The following is a 17,235-nucleotide window of genomic DNA, read 5'->3' on the forward strand; positions in this document are numbered from 1 at the left end:
CCCATCCGCATATTTCACATACCACGGATACACCCACCCACCCACACCCATCAGGAAGTTCGGACGGAATCACCCCAACGAGCTGAAGTCAGTAATACCTTCACCACGGCGCACTCCATCCAGACTCTCCAGGACCTGGCCCGGCTCGTCAGCACTCTGGCCATCACCACCCCGGTCGAGTACTGGCTGATTTCCCAGTACCGGCCCATCGGTCGCGCCAACCCCCAAAAGGCGGAGATCTACGGTTTCGGACGCGAGGACTTCCTCCAGGCCGTGGACGATGCCCGTGCGCTCGTCCCCGACATCCCGGTCTTCGCCCAGCCGACACGCGCCCCGCACGATGCCTACCCGTTCCGCGTCTGGGTCCTCGCGGACGGCACGGTCACAGCTGACCTCGGCAGCGTCTCGGCACCACGCAACGCCGTGCTCGGCAACCTCCTGACCGACGGCTTCGAGCCGCTAGTCCGCCGCGCCTTCGCGCTCCGCGCAGCCTCCCCTTCGCCTCAGGAAGTGACCTCATGAAGTTCGACACCGCCTACTACGAGAACGTCATCGACCAGCACCGCTACGAGCGCCTCGGGCTCGGGGCCATCGACTTCGCCCTCGCCGGCATGAGCCCCGACGACCTGCGCACCAAGTGGGTGTGCCACACCGGTGCCCGCGAGTTCGCCGAGGCGGTGACGTCCGGCGAGCCCGCGATCGTGACCACCGGTGTCGGTCTCGGCGGCCCTCCCCACGCCGGCACCGTGTTCCAGCTGCTGCGCGCGATCAAGCTCCAGCAGCAGGGGCTCGACGTGCAGATCGTCCTCGGGGACCTTGATTCCTACAACGCACGCCGCACCCCGCTGGACGTGGTGCGCCGGATCGCGGACCAGTACGAGGAGTTCGTACGCCGCCTCGGGTTCGACGATCAGCGTGGAGTTCTGCGCCGTCAGGAAGGCCACACCGACGTGCTGGCCACAGCCTTCCTGCTCTCCCGGCACCTCGACGACGCGGACTTCCAATGGGCGGAGGAGGACCTCTCCGGCCTCTACCGCAGCCACGGCGTCTTCGACCACCTCTCGTACGGCATGAAGCAGGCCACCCTCCTCATGGCCGCCGACTTCGTGCATCTCCTCTCGGAAGGGCGGCACGTACTGGTCTCCCTCGGCGTCGACGAGCACAAGTACGTGGCCCTCGCCCGCCGCGGCGCCGAACGCTGGGGGCTCCCCGCACACCGCCTGTCCGGCATCTACACGAAGATGATCCCGGGCCTGGGCGGCCTGCCGAAGATGAGCAAGAGCATCCCCGGCTCGGGCATCGACGCCTCGATGTACGCCGAGGACATCCGCGCCCTGCTCTCCGCCGACACGGATACCGCCCCCGAGGACGACGGCTCGGCCCTGCTCCAGATGTACGCATGCCTCCCCGAGGTCGACGGCCTGGCCTACGACCGCGCGGCGACCGCACGCCGCAGCGGCGCTCCCGAGTGGCAGGCGCTGCGCGAGGAGCTCGTCGAGCGCGTGATCACCGTCTTCTCCCTCTGGCCGAAGTAACCGAAGGAGCCTCCCGATGCACCCCGCCCCCGCCCTGTCCAGTCGCCCGATAGGCGACGCCGCCTCGTACTTCATCAGGAACGGCTACAGCAGCCGCGACACCGTGGACTACTTCGCCGACGAGACGGAAGACGCCACCGTCTGGCAGCCCGACGTCTACCCCTACGCCGCTGCCCAGGCGCAGGAACTCGGCCGTGACGTCCTGATCGACATCGGCTGCGGCCGTGCCGGCAAGCTGGCCACCCTGGCCACTGCCCGCCCCGACTACACCTTCATCGGCGTCGACTTCGGCGACAACCTCCACTGGAGCCGTGCCAACCATCCCTTCGGCCAGTGGATCGAGGCGGACCTGGAAGCCGCCCTCGTCCTCCCGATCGACTCCGCCACCATCCGCCGATCCATCGTGGTCTGCTCCGACGTCGTGGAGCACCTTCTCAACCCCAGGCCGGTCCTCACCCTGATCCGCAGGCTGCTCGCGGAAGGATGCGCCGCCGCAGTCTTCTCCACCCCCGCCCGGGAGTTCCGCAGCGGCTACGACGCCCCTGGACCTCCCCGAAACCCCAGCCACGTCCGCGAATGGGCGAGCGACGAATTTCAGGCCCTGCTGCGTTCCTCCGGCTTCGAGATCCATTACGCCGGGCTCACCCGCAGCGACGACGATTCCAACGGTCTGTCTACCCAGCTGGTGCTCGTCGGCCCCGGAAAGGAGGACGAGTGACCGAGATGGCACCACCCTCGCCGCCACACGCGTTGCGCGTGGTCCACCTACCGGCCCGCACCCCGTACGCACGCAAGCTGCACGGCCAGGACATCCGCATCCTCAACGAGACCACGATCCGCCCCGGCGTCACCGTCCCCGCCGCAGTGAACGCCTCCTGGCTCCTCGCCCACACCCCGCTCAACTGGCTCGATGCGCTGCACCTACACCACATCGACATGGAAGACCTCTCCACGCTGGAGCGCCTCCTCGACGCCTGCGCCACCTCCGGGGTCCGCGTGGTCTTCACCGCACACGACACCCGCCCCATGTACGGCAACACGGCGGAATTCACAGAACGCCTCCGGCTCCTCCTCTCGGCCAACGTCCAGTGGGTCTGCCTGACCGAGAACTCCCTCACCGAGCTGGCCGGCCTCCTGGGAACTCGCCCTCCCGCGACCGTCATCCCTCACGGATACGTCGCACCGCCAGACACCCTGCTCCGCAGAGAACGGGAACAGGGCACCGGCGCCCGCTTCCTCATGTACGGAGCATCCCGCCCCAGCCGCGATCAGCTCTCCCCGGTCATCAACTGGAGCCTGGGAGTCACCGACCCCGCGAGCACCCTGCGGCTCCTCCTCCGCGCCTTCAGCCCAGCCGACTTCACCCCGGACAGTCGCGTACCCCTGCTGCTAGACACCGCACGCCACGACCCCCGCATCCGCTTGTCCATGCACCCGTACCCCACCGACGACGACGTGATCGACGCCGGCCTCACGTCCGATGTCCTCCTGCTCCCCTACCTGTGGGGCAGCCACTCAGGCCAGTTGGAACTCGCCTTTGACCTGAATCTGATGCCGGTCTGCTCCCGCACCGGCCACCTGCCTGAACAACACCGCCAGCACCAGGGACTCGTCGGCGAACCCGAGTGGTTCGACTGGACGACCGGCCACCCCAACCTCTTCGGCGAACGCTTCCTCACAGCCGTCGAGAACGCCACGGCCCGCCTGGCCGCCGCCCCGCGCCACCTCGATCGAACATTCCTCGACTACCGCACCGAGGAGCACAAGGCCATCCTCACCGCCCACGCCCAGATATACGGGAGCGGCCGGTGAACAGCCTGCCCCGGATATCGTGCGTCATCCTCTGCCACAACTACGGCCGCTACCTCGACCGCGCCATCACCAGCTGCTTGGAACAGGAGCCCGGGAGATACGCCCTGCACGAGATCGTCGTCATAGACGACGGCTCCACGGACGAGACCGAGGAAGTATGCGCCCGCTACGAGGGCCGCATCCGAGTCATCCGGCGAGACAGCCGGGGCTTCGGCCAGACCCTGACCGACGCCTTTCGCCTCAGCAGCGGTGACTGGGTGGCCCCGCTGGACGCCGACGACTGGTTCCACCCGACCAAACTGCATATCTGCGCCGAGGCCGTCACCGCCGACCAACTCTTCATCGAGCACTGGGAGCACGTCGTCGATGCCGACGGTCACCAGGTTCTCGCGGAACCACACCCTGGCGGCAACACCAGCACCCTGCTCGTACACCGGGAGGCGGCCCTCACCCTCCTCCCCGTGACGAACGAGATCTTCTTCCACGCCCTGCGGGAAGCCGGCCACGGTCACACCCTGCATGTCCCGCTGGTGCACTACCGACTCCACCCGCTCAGCATGACCGACCGGCACAACCGCGGAGTGTCACAGCTGTACCGGGCCGAGGTCTCCACAGCCCTCGCCCGCCGGCTCCGGACCATGGCCGTCGCACCGCCGAGTTGGACAACGCGCCGCGACCTCCACCGCATGTCCCGGCACTTCCATGCCCTCGCCGCCGGGCACCTCGTGGAAGCACAGGTACAGCTCGGGCACCGCCGCACCTGCGTGCGTCCCCTCACCACCATGCTGATCGATACAGCCTGCTCCAGAGGGTCTCTCACCCCCTGGGTCAGGGCTCTGTCGAGCACCGTAACCGGACGACCGCAGGCACCTGTTTCGAATGATCAGGAACGGCGCCGCTGAGAGTGACTATTCGAATACGGCGGATGAGCAGCGATGATAAAATCGCCCCTTCCAACCACACTGGCCTAGCCAGTTGTCAGACCCAGGAGCGTATAGGCACCATGAGCCGTCTGAGCGAGTCCGTCACCCGCGTCATGCAGATCCTCGAGGGATCGGACCTGGGCGTGGACTATACGGTCGCTCAGCTCCTGGACGAGACAACTGCCCGGCGCTCTCTCGACCTCTCCGACCTCTCCCCTCGGGAGCAGGCCGCCCTGGTCGAAGGGCGCGCGATCAACATGATCCCCTCAGCCGCGGCACTCGCCGAGAAGATCACCGCCGCCCAGGCGGCGGGCCGTCAGTTCGTCATCAAGTACGGCATCGACCCGACGTCCCCCGATGTGCACCTCGGCCATGCGGTGCCCATCATCATCGCGAGCCGGCTCCAGCGCATGGGTCACCATGTCGTCTTCATCATCGGTGACGTCACGGCGAAGATCGGCGACCCCTCCGGGCGCTCGTCCGAAAGGCCCGCCCTCACCGACGACGACATCGCTCGGAACCTCAGTACCTACCAGCAGCAGGTGACGCCGTTCATCGACTTCGAGCGAGCCGATCTGCGCTTCAATGGTGAGTGGCTCAACAAGGTCAGCCTGCCTCAGCTCGTGGAGATCCTGGCCCGCGTGCCGGTGTCCATGTCCCTCCAGCGTGAGGACTTCCGCACCCGGCTCGCCGAGGGGCAGGGCCTGTCGATCGCCGAGTTCGTCTACTCGGTCGTCATGGCCATGGACTCCGTGGCCATCACCGCCGACGTCGAACTGGGTGGGGTGGACCAGCTCCTCAACCTCCAGATGTGCCGCAAGGTCATGGAAATCTCGGAGCAGACTCCCGAGGTCGTCATCACGACCCCGCTCATCGAGGGCACTGATGGCACGGGCGCCAAGATGAGCAAGAGCAAGGGTAACTACGTCGGCCTCACTGCCACCCCGGACGACGTCTACGGCCGCCTGATGTCCATCCCCGACCATGTCACCGAGCCGTACCTGAAGCTGCTGACCGAGTGGACGGACGAAGAGATCCAGGTGATCACCAAGCGCCTGGCGGAGGGCACCGCACACCCCATGGCGGTCAAGCGCATTCTCGCCGGCGAAGTGGTGGCTGCCCTCCACGGCCTGGACGCAGCCCAGGCTGCCCGCGCCGAGTTCACGGCCCGCTTCTCCAAGCGCTCCTTCGGCGACACGCAGAACCTCCCGGTCGTCTCCCTCAAGGAACATGCCGAGACTTCCCTGGGCGTCCTGCTCAGCCAGACGCTGGACTTCGCCCCCAGTCTCTCGGCCGTCCGTCGCATTGCCCAGCAGAACGGACTCCGCCTGATCACCGAGTCCGGCGGCGAACAGCACGCCACCCCGCTCGCCGAGGCCGTTGTCCAGCAGACACTGGCCGCGGTCCTGACCGAGGCCGGCGCGGCCGATGGCGCTGAGCTTTACCTCAAGGCGGGCCGCAAGATCGCCCGCATCAATGCCTGACATCAGGCCAGGCGACGCGTCACCGAGGAGGGACGCTGTCGGTGATTGAAGGCCTTGCTTCGCCCCACCGATTCATTCGGTGGGGTGAAGCGCTGTCTGAGTGCCGGCGGGTGGAAGCAATCTGGGCGTCGAGCACGGCCGTGATGGCCTCGACGTTGCCAGCGGCGAACTCTGCCAGCTCGGGCGGCATCAGCTTGAGCCTTCGGATTGCCGCCGCGGTGAACGGAATCCGCACGACCTCGTAGCCGCCCCGCTCGGGCTTGTCGAACTCGGTGCCCGTGCGCACCTCGGTGTCCATCCGCTCCAGACGCGCCGCGAAGATGTGCTGGACACCTACGCCCCCCTCCAGCGAGTCGGTGATCAGATGAACCAGCTCGGCCCTGCTCAGCTCGCCGCCGAGCTCCTCGAACACCTCCCGGTGCAGGGCGTCCTCGATGCTCGCATCCTCGTCCTCGACGCCGCCTCCGACCGTCACCCAGTACGGCTCCCGCCCCGGCTTGGTTCGCTTGATCAGGACGAGCTCGTCGCCGTACAACAGGATGGCTCTGGAGCTCCGCTTGATGATCGACACCGCTGGTCACCCCTTCGATTGCCGATGGGAGAGGCTGTTGCCTTGGGTCAACTGACGGCTAGCACGGATGCCGGTTGCACCCCGGGCATTCCGTAGAGCCAACTGGATCTTCTACCCCTGCGCCGGCCATGCCGCGGTCGGATATCCGCCTTGCTGGGCCCTACTCTCGCAGGGCATGAAGAACGTCGATGCACGGATCACCGACTTTTACGCCGAGTACGACGAGGCGTCCCGGCTGCACGCAACCGCAGTGGGCCGTCTGGAGTTCGAGAGGACCCGTGAGCTGGTCCGAGGTCACCTGCCTCCGGCGCCGACCCGTGTGCTGGACGTGGGTGGAGGCCCGGGGACGCACGCCCGCTGGCTCACCAAGGACGGCTACGAGGTGCTGCTCGTAGACCCCGTCCCCAAGCACGTGGAGCAGGCCCGCGCGTACGCGCCTGGGTGTTCGGCCAAGCTCGGCGACGCCCGCGATCTAGCCCTCCCGCCCCACTGTTTCGAGGCGGTCTTGCTCTTGGGCCCGCTCTACCACCTGGCGGACCGTACGGATCGGCTCAGGGCCCTCCGGGAGGCCCGCCGGGTCGCGGTGCCGGGCGGTTTGGTGGTAGCCGCAGGGATCTCCCGCTACTCCCTGATGCAGGACTACACCGTCAGCGCGGGTCTGACCCCAGAGCTGCTGGCCGGTGAGATCACGCAGGTCATCAGCACAGGTTCCTACGACGGCAGCAGGGGGTTCACGGTGATTCACTTCCACACCGCAGCTGAGCTCGCCCAGGAGGCCATCGAGGCTGGACTCACTGGTGTGAGCGTGCACGGAGTCGAGGGCCCAGGGTGGGCGTACGTCGTCGCGGCTGGCCGCTTCGCGGACCAGGAGGCGGCTGGAGCGCTGCTTGCGGACGCCATCGCGACGGCCCGCTTGGCAGACGAGCACGGCGTACACGCCGACGCCTCGGCGCACGTTCTCGTGGTCGGTACAGCTTGAGGCGCCGCAGCAGCAGCGGCCACCGTGCAACGCCTCGTCAGGGATATGCCGCATATGGTGACTGTGGTCCCACGTCGAAGCCTGCCCAGCCGGACAGGGGGCCGAGACGCCGCAGGTTCGCGCGGAGAGCGGAGATCTGAACCGCCGGGGCAACTGCGGCAACAGGTCCCGAACTCGACCTCGTATACACGTTCAGCCTGCAAGGAGACTGACGGACGGCCACGAGGACGCGTGCAGTCCCGATCGCCGGCTACGAAGATCTTGCAATGAACCCGGACGATTTGCAGCCCGACCGATCAGGCCGACGGGTGAGCGTCCCGGGTCTGCGCTAGCGAAACTCGCCCATTGTTCACTTCGGCGCACCAGAAGAGCCAGCCGTTGACCCTGCCGCTCCGGCCGCAGCGGCAGAATCCGGTCCGGAGTACGCGCGGGCGCCGACTTCCAGCCGTCCGTCGGGTAGGAGGATGGCGGTCACTTCACCGAACGATGCCGTACCAATCAGCTCGATCCCGGGCTTTAAGATGCTCGAATGGATTAGATCTAGCAAAGCCGTAGCCGTAGCCGACTGGCTGGAACTCCCATCAGAATCGTTCACTCCCATCTCTTCGCTAAAATTCTGAACAATAACTGGCATGCCTCGCTGCATGCGCAAGGCGGATAGTGCGGCGCTACTAAAATATGCTCGGAGTTAAGGGAGATCGTGAGACGGATTCGGCTCGCCATATTCGGGGCGCCGAATTCCAGAAAGTTCGCTACGGGCATAAGGTCACTCATGACTTGCTTTCGCGCTACATCAAGGCCGCCCCGCTGTATCGCCACCCATGCCGATGGCATCGTCGCCGGATCAGCCACCCGGCGCGGTGGGGCCCGCTCTCGGTGATGTTCCACAGGGGCGGAGTGCTTGGGGTCGGGCTGCATCAGACGTGTGGAACGGAAGGTGGGGGTGAAGTGGCTTGCTCCCCAGCGGAGTGGATTCCCCCCCCCAGGCCCTCGAAAGTGGCCTGTTAGGTCATTCGTGAATGTGAATCCGATCAATGGGGTGGAGCTGCTTCCTACAGCCAGTCGCGCTTCTTGAAGATGACGTACAGGCTGACGCACACCACCCCCATCAGGGCCACCGCGAAGGGGTAGCCGAAGGCCCAGCGGAGTTCCGGCATCATCTCGAAGTTCATGCCGTAGATGGTGCCGACCAGGGTCGGGGCGAAGAGGATGGCCGCCCAGGAGGAGATCTTCTTGATCTCCTCGTTCTGTTCGAAGCCCGCCTCGGCCAGGGCGCGCATTTCGGAGTTCTGCTGTTGGGAGACCAGGGTGGCGTTGACCGTCAGGATTTCGGTGAGGGCCTGGCGGAAGCCGTCGACGCGTTCGCTGGTGTGGGTGACGTGGTCGGCCACGTCGCGGAGGTAGCGCTGGAGCTCCTCGTCCGTGCCGTACTTGGCGAAGCCGGCCATCAGGCCGTGGAGCATGCCGACCAGGGGGCGGGTGGCGCGCTGGAACTCGACCGTCTCGCGGGAGAGCTCGTAGATGCGGCGGGAGACCTCCGGGTCGCCGCGGAAGACCTCGGTCTCGATCTCGTCGATGTCGGTCTGGACCCCCGCGACGACCGGGGCGTAGCCGTCGACCACCGCGTCGAGGATGGCGTACAGGGCGGCCTCCGGTCCCAGGGCGAGCAGCTCCGGGGTCTGTTCCATCCGGCGGCGGACGCTGGAGAGGTCGGGGGCGGCGCCGTGGCGGACCGTGATCAGGAAGTCCGGGCCGACGAAGACGTGGAGCTCGCCGAAGTCGACCTCCTCCGGGGCGTCCAGGTAGCGGGCGGCGCGCAGGACGACGAAGAGGGTGTCGCCGTAGCGCTCCAGCTTGGGGCGCTGGTGGGCCTCCATGGCGTCCTCGACGGCGAGTTCGTGGAGGTTGAACTCGGCGGCCAGGGAGTGGAGTTCGGACGCGGTGGGGCGGTGCAGGCCGATCCAGGCCATGCCGTCGGGCTGGTCGCGCAGCTGCCGGAAGGTGTCCGCGAGGGTGGTGGGGGAGGCCACCCGGTGGCCGTCGCGGTAGACGGCGGAATCGATCACGCTGCGGTGGTTCTCCGCCGTGGTGTCCTTCGGCGCGGGCGGCGGGGGCGTCGACGGTCCCGCCGTGGACGCGGCGGCCGGGGCGGCGGGGCGGCGCCATCCCGTGCGCTTCGCGGGCGGCGAGGGGCGGCGGTCTGGGCGCTCCGTCATCGCGGGTCAGCTTCCGGTCGAACGTGTGTTTACGGGCAGGAGCAGGATATATGGGGAAAGGTGCGTCGGACCCCTGCCCGCCCCGCGCCCCGCCGCCTGCCCCGCGCCCCGCCGCCCGGCCCGGACCCGGGCCCGCCCCGGGGCAGGCAGGCAGGCGGTTCCCCGTTCCCGATTGCGGTCGGCATCCTGACTGCCGACAATGCGGTGGCGCCGGCGGATCACGAGGCACCTGCCGGACTCCCGTCCATCATGTGAAGCAGTCCTATGGACACAGTCGTGCCGATACAGGAGAGAGCTATGCGGATTCCGATGACCGTGGCGGACTTCCTCGACCGGGCGGAGCTGGGGTTCTCGTCCAGCCTCGGTGTGGTCGACGAGCCGGATCAGCCCGGTTCGCCGGTCCCGGAGCTGACGTACGGGCGGCTCGGTGAGCGGGTCCGGGCCTGGCAGGCGGGGTTCGACGCGCTCGGCGTCGGCGAGGGCGAGCGGGTGGCGGTCGTCAGCCACAACTCGGCGCGGATGCTTGAGCTGCTGTTCGCGGTGCCGATGAGCGGCCGGATCTGTGTGCCGGTCAACTTCCGCCTCAAGCCGGAGGAGATCGACTACGTGGTGCGACAGAGCGGGTCCTCGGTGCTGCTCGTAGACCCGGAGCTGGACGGCGCGCTCTCCGGCATCAAGGTGCGCCACCGGTTCGTCCTCGGCGAGCAGACCGAAAGCGGGTTGATGCGGTTCGGCGTCGAGCCGCGCCCGTGGTCGCACCCGGACGAGGACGCCACCGCGACGATCAACTACACGTCGGGCACCACCGCCCGGCCCAAGGGCGTGCGGCTGACCCACCGCAACATCTGGGTCAACGGCCTCACCTTCGGGCTGCACGCCCGTGTGTGGGAGCGCGACGTCTACATGCACACGCTGCCGATGTTCCACTGCAACGGCTGGGGAATGCCGTACGTGATGGCCGGCCTCGGCGTCAGGCAGGTGGTGCTGCGCAAGGTCGACGGCACGGAGATCCTGCGCCGGGTCGAGGAGCACGGCGTCACGCTCATGTGCGGCGCGCCCGCCGTCTGGAACGCGGTGCTCGACGCGGCGGCGGCCTGGGAGGGCGCGATTCCGGGCCGTGACCGCGTACGGGTCGTCTGCGCGGGGGCCCCGCCGCCGAGCCGGATGATCCAGCGGATGGGCGAGGAGCTGGGCTGGGAGTTCACGCAGATCTACGGTCTGACCGAGACGTCGCCGCTGCTCACCTTCAACCGGGCCGGGCCGGCCGACGCAGGGCTGCCCGCCGGGGAGCGGGCCCGCAAGCTGTCCCGCGCGGGGCTGCCGGCGCTGGGCGTCAAGCTGAAGGTCTCCGGCTCCGGCGAGGTCCTGGCCCGGTCGAACGTCGTGCTCGACGGCTACTGGGACAAGCCGGAGGAGACCGGGGAAGCGCTGGAGGGCGGCTGGTTCCACACCGGCGACGGCGGCACGGTCGACGAGGCCGACGGCCACCTGACGATCTCCGACCGGAAGAAGGACGTGATCATCACGGGCGGCGAGAACGTGTCGTCGATCGAGGTGGAGGACACGATCTTCAGTCATCCGGCGGTCGCCGAGGTCGCCGTCATCGGGGTGCCGCACGAGAAGTGGGGCGAGACGGTCAAAGCCCTCGTGGTTCTCGCAGAAGGGGCGACGGCGGGGGAGGCCGACATCATCGCCCACTGCAAGCAGCGGATGGCCGGCTACAAGGCGCCGACGACCGTCGAGTTCCGTGAGGCCATCCCGCGCACGGCCACGGGCAAGATCCAGAAGTTCAAGCTCCGCAGGCCCTACTGGTCCGGCCTGGACCGGGAGATCAACTGATCGCCGGTCCCGTACGCGAGGCCGGACGGGGGGTGAGCGGCAGCGGTGTCCGGCGGTCGGCGGGTGTCACCGGCGGTTCTCCGGGGCGCGGGCCGTCGGGGGAGAGGCGTTCCGGGCCCTCGCACCCGTGTGCCGGGTCGGCCCCCGCCGCACGGGGAGCACGTGCCCGCCGCCGACGACGGTCCCGAGGGGACGGAGCCCCTCGGGACCGTGGCGTACGGCCGTTCCGTCAGCCGTTGTGGCGGCGGGCCGAGTCCCAGGAGTGCCACAGGGCCGCGTAGGCCCCGCCGGAGGCCAGCAGGGCGTCGTGGCTGCCGAGTTCGACGATCCTGCCCCGGTCCATGACCGCGATGCGGTCGGCGTCGCGTACGGAGTCCAGGCGGTGCACGATCGAGATGACCGTGCGGCCCTCGATCAGCGCGGCGAGCGACCGCTCCACGCGCCGCGACGCGGTCGAGTCCAGCAGCGCGGTGGCCTCGTCGAGGACCAGCGCGTACGGGTCCGACAACAGCAGCCGGGCGAGGGCCAGCTGCTGGGCGTGGGACGCGGACACCGGCGCGGCGCCGGGCCCGATCTCGCTGTCCAGGCCGTCGGGCAGGGACCGGGCCCAGTCCCCGAGGAGTACGGTCTCCAGCGCGTCCCACAGCGGCGTGTCGGACGGGCCGGAGACCGCTCCATCCGGGGGGCCCTCTTTACCCGGGGGGTCCTCGCCGTCGCGGACGAGCGTCAGGTTGTCCCGTACCGTGCCGGCGAACACGTGCTGTTCCTGAGTGACCAGGACGATCTCGCGCCGCAGCTGGCCGACCGGCAGGGTGGTCAGGTCGGCGCCGCCGATGCGCACGCTTCCCCGGGTGGGCAGGTGCACGCCCGCGAGGAGCTTGCCGAGGGTGGACTTGCCCGCGCCGGAGGCCCCGACCACGACCAGCCGCTCACCGGGGGCGATCTCCAGATCGATGCCGGAGAGGACCTCGCGGCCCGCCCCCGCCCCCGTCCCGTAGTCGAAACCGACGCCCTCCAGGCGGATGGCGTGGCCGTCGGTGGGCACGGGCGGGCGGGACTCCTCGTGGGGCAGCAGATCGACACCGAGGACCCGGCGCAGCGCGGCGTTGCCGATCTGGAGTTCGTCGGTCCAGGTCAGCAGGTCGTTGAGGGGTTCGCCGAGGGCCTGGACGTAGAGCACCACGGCGGTCAGCGCCGCGAGCCCCACCTCGCCCCGCTGGTAGGCGAGTCCGCCGATCAGCAGGGTGAGGGCCATCGGCACCATGGTGGCGAGGTCCAGGCTGGGGAACCAGATGGTCTGCAGCCAGGTGGTGCGCTGCCGGGTGCGCACGACCCGGTCGACGGTCTCGCCGTGGCGCCGTACCTGGCGGGGGCCGAGCCCGAGCGCCTCGACGGTGGCGGCGCCACGGGTGGTCTCGTGCGTGGCGGCCAGCACGTCGGCCTCCTCGGCGAGGAGACGTGCGTACGCGCGGGTGGCGCGCGGCCGGTACCACCAGGTGGACAGCACCGCGAACGGTACGCCGGCCAGCAGGCCAAGGGCGAGCAGCGGCGAGGTGAGCAGGATCGCCACGACCGTGAACAGCAGGGTCACGGCGGCCAGCGCGATCCGCGGCAGGGCCTGGCGGATGCTCTCGTTGAGGCGGTCGGCGTCGGTGGTGGCGCGGCTGAGGAGGTCGCCGGTACCGACGCTCTCCACCTCGGACAGGGGCAGCCCCAGGACGCGGCGGACGAAGTCCTCGCGGGTACGGGCGAGGACCCGCTCGCCGAGCAGGGTCGCCTGGGTGCGGGCGGCGCGGGCGAGCAGGGCGTGGCCGACGAGGACGGCGACGAAGACGAGCGCGAGGACGTCGATCCGGCCGGCGGTGGTGCCGTTCTTGACCGACTCGACCAGGTGGCCCAGGAGCTGCGGGCCGACGAGGCTCGCCACCAGGGCGGCCGCGAACAGCCCGAAGGTGAGGGCCAGCCGGCGGGCCTCGCCGCGGACGAAGCCGCCGACCCAGCGGCGGACCTCGGCCCGGCCGGCGAGCGGCAGCCGTCGGGTCGCGCCGGGCGGGCCGCCGGACGCGGGAGCCGGGACGGCGTCCGGGCCGGCCTCGGGGGAGTGGGCGGGGGCGGGGGCGGTGGTCATGAGGGCACTCCTGCGGAGCGGTCGGGGCTGCCGGGGGCGGTGTCCGCGCCGAGACGGAGCTCGCGGTCGGCGACGCCCCGCCACAGTGGACTGTCGCTGAACACCACGGTGGTCCGCCCGGCACGCAGCGCCGCCACCCGGTCGACGATGCGGGCCTCGGTGTGCGCGTCGACGGAGGAGGTGGGGTCCTCCAGGACCAGTACGTCGGGGGCCGCGAGCAGGGCGCGGGCGAGGAGCAGACGCTGGCGCTGGCCGCCGGACAGGGTCCGGCCGTCCTCGTCCAGGCGGGCGTCCAGCCCTCCGGGCAGGGCGTCGACGACATCGGCGGCGTCGGCGGCGAACAGGGCCCGGTCCAGGTCCTGCCCGGACCGGGCCGTCCCGGCGGTGAGCTCCTCCCGGACGGTGCCGCTGAAGAGGGTGTCGGAGGGGCCGGAGCGCAGGACCCGGGAGCGCAGCTCGTCGGGGTCGGCCCGGTCCAGGGGGACGGCGCCGAGCCGGACGGGGGCCGGGCCCTCGCCGGCGCCGGGGCGGGTGAGCCGGTCGGCGAGGCGGCCGGTGCGGTCGGCGGGCGCGGTGACCACGGTGAGCCGGCCGGCCTCGGCGGTGATGCCGGTGCCGGCGTCGGTGAGCCCGAGGGCGCCCACCGGCAGCGGTTCGGGGTCGGCGGGGCGGACGGTTTCGGGGACCAGGCGCAGCAGGGCGCAGACCCGGCCGGCCGCGACCTTGGCGAGGCTGAGTGTCTCGGCGGCCTCGGTGGCCGTGCTCACCGGCAGGGTGAGGAAGGCGGACGCGCCGTAGAACGCGATGAGTTCACCGGCGGTGATGGTGCCGTTCAGGGCGAGGCGGGCGCCGAGCCAGACGATGCCCACCGTGACCAGTCCCGGCAGGAGGACACCGGCGGCCTGGAGCCATGCCTCCATCCGGCCGGCCGACTCGCCGGCCCGCCGGACCTGCTGGCTGGTGCGGCGGAACCGCTCGGCGAAGCCGGCCTCGCCGCCGATGCCGCGCAGGATGCGCAGCCCGGCGACGATGTCGCCCGCCTGCGAGGTGGCGATGCCCATCTGCTCGCGCTGGGCCTCGTCGCGTTCCTGCAGGGGCCGCAGCAGGGGACCGATGCCGAGGACGGCGGCGGGGACTCCGATGAGCACGGCGAGTCCGAGCACGGGCGAGGTGACGGTGAGGGCCACGGCCACCAGGACGGCGGCGACGACCGCGCCGATGGTGCGGCCGACGACCTCGAAGGCGTTGCCGATGCTCTCCACGTCGGCCGCCGCCGAGGCGGCCACCTCCCCGGAGCGGGTCCTGCCGCGCAGGGTGGCGCCGAGCCGCACGACCTGCCGCACCAGTACCCGGTGGGTGTACGAGAGGGCGTGCGCCTCGGCGCCGACGGCGGCCTGGATCAGCCCGGCGCCCGCGGCGGCCTGCACGAGGCCGAGACCGAGGGCGAGCAACGACCACAGGTAGAGGCCGGCCTGCCCCGAGCCGTGCCCGGCCTCGTCGATGGCCCGGCCGATGATCAGCGGGATCAGCGCGAGCGGGGCCATCCAGACGGTGCCGAGCACGGCGGCGAGGACCAGCGGCCAGGGGCGGATGCGCACCAGCCACCACAGGTAGGCCCAGGGGCCGCGGGCATCGGCCTCGGGGACGTCGTCGGGACGGACCGAGGCGTCGAAGAGTGCGTTCGTCACCGGATCTCTTCCAGGGTGCCCTGGGCTTCGGCCCGGGGAGGAACGGGTCCTCGGGGCGGAGCCGCAGAGCGGCGGAGATCTCTGCGCATCTGGTGTGACCTGTGCTTTCTGTCGATGGTCAGTGGGGGCGGTCAGCTTCCGGACCGTGACGGCGGACGCGACAGCCGATCAGGGGACCGGGCACGCCTCAGGGGACCGGGCGCGCCCGGTCCGCCTGCCGGCTGTGTGCGTCGTCCACGGCCCGTACCGCCCTGCCGGGGGAGTGGGCGCGGTGCCGGTGGGGCCGGAACGCGTGCGTGGCCCGTCCCCCGCCCCCGTCTCCCGCCCCCCGGTACGCGTGTACCGCGACGCCCACGGCCCGCCCCGCCCGCGGCACGGCAGGAGCGCCGCGCGGTGTCCGGCCCGCTACCGGCGGAGGACGGCCCGGCGCTGTCCCCCGAAGGGGGAGCCGGGGTCGCGGCGTCAAAGGTACTGGTCCCGGGTCCGGGTGCGGTCGACCTTGCCGGTGCGGGTGTGTGCCAGTGCGGGGACCACGATGATCCGGTCGGGCACGAGGGGCTCGGGGACGGTGGCCCGCAGTCGCGCGCGCAGTGCGGTCCCGGTGTCCGGGCCGGGGGCTCCCGCGCCCTTCGGGCCGCCGCTGCCGCCTTCCGGGGCGGACCAGCCCGGCAACGGCGGCCGTGCGGTCTCCCGTGCGTCGGAGGCGAGGACCACGAAGGCCACCAGGGTGGTGTGTTCGCCCTTGTCGTGCCCGGCGGCGGCGACGGCGCCGACGCCCGGCAGGCGCCCCAGCGCCTCCTCGACGTCCAGCAGGTCCACACGGTGGCCGCGGATCTTGACCTGGTGGTCGATGCGGCCGTGGAAGACGAGTGAGCCGTCGGCGGCCTCGGAGACCAGGTCCCCGGTGCGGTACCAGCGGCCGGAGCCCCCGTCGAACTCCGCCTCGACGAACCGGGCGGCGGTGCGGACCGGGTCGTCGAGGTATCCGGTGGCCAGCTGCGGTCCGGCCACCCACAGTTCGCCCGGCCCGTCCGGCACGTCGGGCCGTGGCACCACCGCCTGCCGCACCGAGGGCAGCGGGTACCCGATCGGTACCCCGCCGGGGAACCCCGCCGGGGCGCCCGGGCCGGCGAGGACCGCGCTGTGGGTGACCAGCGCGGTCTCGGTGGACCCGTAGGTGTTCAGCAGGACGGCGCGGCCTGCGTCGAGCCGGTGCCAGCGCTCCAGCATGTCGGGGCGGACGGCCTCGCCGCCGATCACGACGGTCTCGATGCCGCGGGGCAGCCTCCGGCCGGTCTCCAGGAGGTGGCCGGTGTAGACGTGCCAGTAGTCCACGGGCAGGTTGACGAGGGTGATCTCGTGGTCGGTCAGCACACGGTCGAGGTCCGCCTCACTGTCCTCCTCCAGGACGACGAGCCCGCCGGCCAGGAGGGTCGGCAGGATCTCCTCCAGGCTGGTGTCGCCGTCCGCCCGGTGGAAGTTGAGGGCGACGGTGTCCGGTCCGACGCCGTACCGCTCGCGCAGGTGCGGCAGAACCGCGTGCAGCGCCCCGTGCGGGACCGCGGCCGCCTTGGGGGCGCCCGTGGACCCCGAGGTGAACAGGACGTACGCCGGGTCCTCGGCGCGCACGGGCTCTCCGCTCTCCCTCACGGGGGCTCCGGAGCGGCCCCAGTTGGGGCGCACGACACGGTCGACGGCGGGCAGCGGGCCGGTCCCGGCGGTGGCGACCAGCTCCCGGCAGCCGAGGGCCCGCAGCGCCGCGTCGGCGTGGCCGACGGGCTCGACGGCCACGGGGACGTAGGCGCGGCCGGCGGTGAGGACGCCGAGGATCGCCGCGATGTCGCGGACGCTGTGGTGGACGACGACACCCACCGGCGGCTGCGGGCCCTCCGGGGCCCGGACGGCGAGGAGATCGGCGACCGCCCCCGCCCAGCGGGCCAGTTGGCCGTATCCGACGGTCACCCCGTTGTCGACGACCGCGGGCCGGCCGGGATCTGAACGGGCGATGGCGAAGAAGGGGTCGAGCACGCTGGGCAGGGTCATGGCGGCGTCTTTTTCTC

Annotated in this window: 12 protein-coding genes and 1 pseudogene; 8 read left to right on the top strand and 5 right to left on the bottom strand. The window is 70.6% G+C overall.

The annotated features are described in order from the left end of the window. The 6 genes from ACIA5F_RS26220 to tyrS all read left to right on the top strand — a co-directional run. A partial coding sequence (locus ACIA5F_RS26220; RefSeq protein ID WP_399357003.1) for a hypothetical protein occupies positions 1 to 522 on the top strand: 522 nt, incomplete at its 5' end. Beyond that, positions 519 to 1,535: a hypothetical protein gene (locus tag ACIA5F_RS26225; RefSeq protein WP_399357005.1), complete on the top strand. Its 1,017-nt coding sequence runs from the start codon at positions 519 to 521 to the stop codon at positions 1,533 to 1,535. The genes ACIA5F_RS26220 and ACIA5F_RS26225, both read left to right, overlap by 4 nt. Before the next feature lie 16 nt (positions 1,536 to 1,551). Next, the gene (locus tag ACIA5F_RS26230; RefSeq protein WP_399357007.1) at positions 1,552 to 2,253 is read left to right on the top strand and encodes a class I SAM-dependent methyltransferase; all 702 of its coding nucleotides are present in this window, start codon (positions 1,552 to 1,554) and stop codon (positions 2,251 to 2,253) included. 5 nt (positions 2,254 to 2,258) lie between these two features. After that, complete coding sequence (locus tag ACIA5F_RS26235) at positions 2,259 to 3,347, top strand: hypothetical protein (protein ID WP_399357136.1); 1,089 nt, start codon at positions 2,259 to 2,261, stop codon at positions 3,345 to 3,347. Beyond that, positions 3,344 to 4,249, top strand: coding sequence for a glycosyltransferase family 2 protein (locus tag ACIA5F_RS26240; RefSeq protein ID WP_399357009.1), 906 nt, complete (start codon positions 3,344 to 3,346; stop codon positions 4,247 to 4,249). Before ACIA5F_RS26235 ends, ACIA5F_RS26240 begins: the two co-directional genes overlap by 4 nt. A 101-nt stretch (positions 4,250 to 4,350) precedes the next feature. Further along, positions 4,351 to 5,754, top strand: a complete 1,404-nt coding sequence (gene tyrS, locus ACIA5F_RS26245; protein ID WP_399357011.1) for a tyrosine--tRNA ligase — start codon at positions 4,351 to 4,353, stop codon at positions 5,752 to 5,754. Between the two features lie 118 nt (positions 5,755 to 5,872). Here tyrS and ACIA5F_RS26250 read toward each other — a convergent pair. Next, positions 5,873 to 6,325, bottom strand: a pseudogene (locus ACIA5F_RS26250) (NUDIX domain-containing protein); the annotation flags it as partial. Between the two features lie 175 nt (positions 6,326 to 6,500). Between ACIA5F_RS26250 and ACIA5F_RS26255 the strand changes: the two are divergent. Next, positions 6,501 to 7,304, top strand: coding sequence for a class I SAM-dependent methyltransferase (locus ACIA5F_RS26255; protein ID WP_399357013.1), 804 nt, complete (start codon positions 6,501 to 6,503; stop codon positions 7,302 to 7,304). Positions 7,305 to 8,356: 1,052 nt separating this feature from the next. On the opposite strand, the gene ACIA5F_RS26260 is transcribed toward ACIA5F_RS26255, so the two are convergent. Further along, positions 8,357 to 9,520 (bottom strand): magnesium and cobalt transport protein CorA, encoded by a 1,164-nt coding sequence (locus tag ACIA5F_RS26260; protein WP_399357015.1) that lies wholly within the window; start codon positions 9,518 to 9,520, stop codon positions 8,357 to 8,359. A gap of 297 nt (positions 9,521 to 9,817) precedes the next feature. On the opposite strand from ACIA5F_RS26260, the gene ACIA5F_RS26265 reads away from it, so the two are divergent. Next, complete coding sequence (locus ACIA5F_RS26265) at positions 9,818 to 11,359, top strand: AMP-binding protein (RefSeq protein ID WP_399357017.1); 1,542 nt, start codon at positions 9,818 to 9,820, stop codon at positions 11,357 to 11,359. A gap of 229 nt (positions 11,360 to 11,588) precedes the next feature. Here the strand turns inward: ACIA5F_RS26265 and ACIA5F_RS26270 are convergent, their stop codons facing one another. The 3 genes from ACIA5F_RS26270 to ACIA5F_RS26280 form a co-directional block, all read right to left on the bottom strand. Further along, a complete protein-coding gene (locus ACIA5F_RS26270) occupies positions 11,589 to 13,487 on the bottom strand; it encodes an ABC transporter ATP-binding protein (protein ID WP_399357019.1) in 1,899 nt (632 codons plus the stop codon). Further along, positions 13,484 to 15,175 (bottom strand): ABC transporter transmembrane domain-containing protein, encoded by a 1,692-nt coding sequence (locus tag ACIA5F_RS26275; RefSeq protein WP_399357021.1) that lies wholly within the window; start codon positions 15,173 to 15,175, stop codon positions 13,484 to 13,486. Before ACIA5F_RS26275 ends, ACIA5F_RS26270 begins: the two co-directional genes overlap by 4 nt. A gap of 462 nt (positions 15,176 to 15,637) precedes the next feature. Beyond that, on the bottom strand, positions 15,638 to 17,218 hold the full coding sequence (locus ACIA5F_RS26280; RefSeq protein ID WP_399357023.1) for an AMP-binding protein: 1,581 nt from the start codon (positions 17,216 to 17,218) through the stop codon (positions 15,638 to 15,640). Positions 17,219 to 17,235 lie beyond the last annotated feature (17 nt).

The sequence above is a fragment of the Streptomyces sp. NPDC051567 genome, assembly GCF_044454165.1.
Classification (GTDB): Bacteria; Actinomycetota; Actinomycetes; order Streptomycetales; family Streptomycetaceae; genus Streptomyces.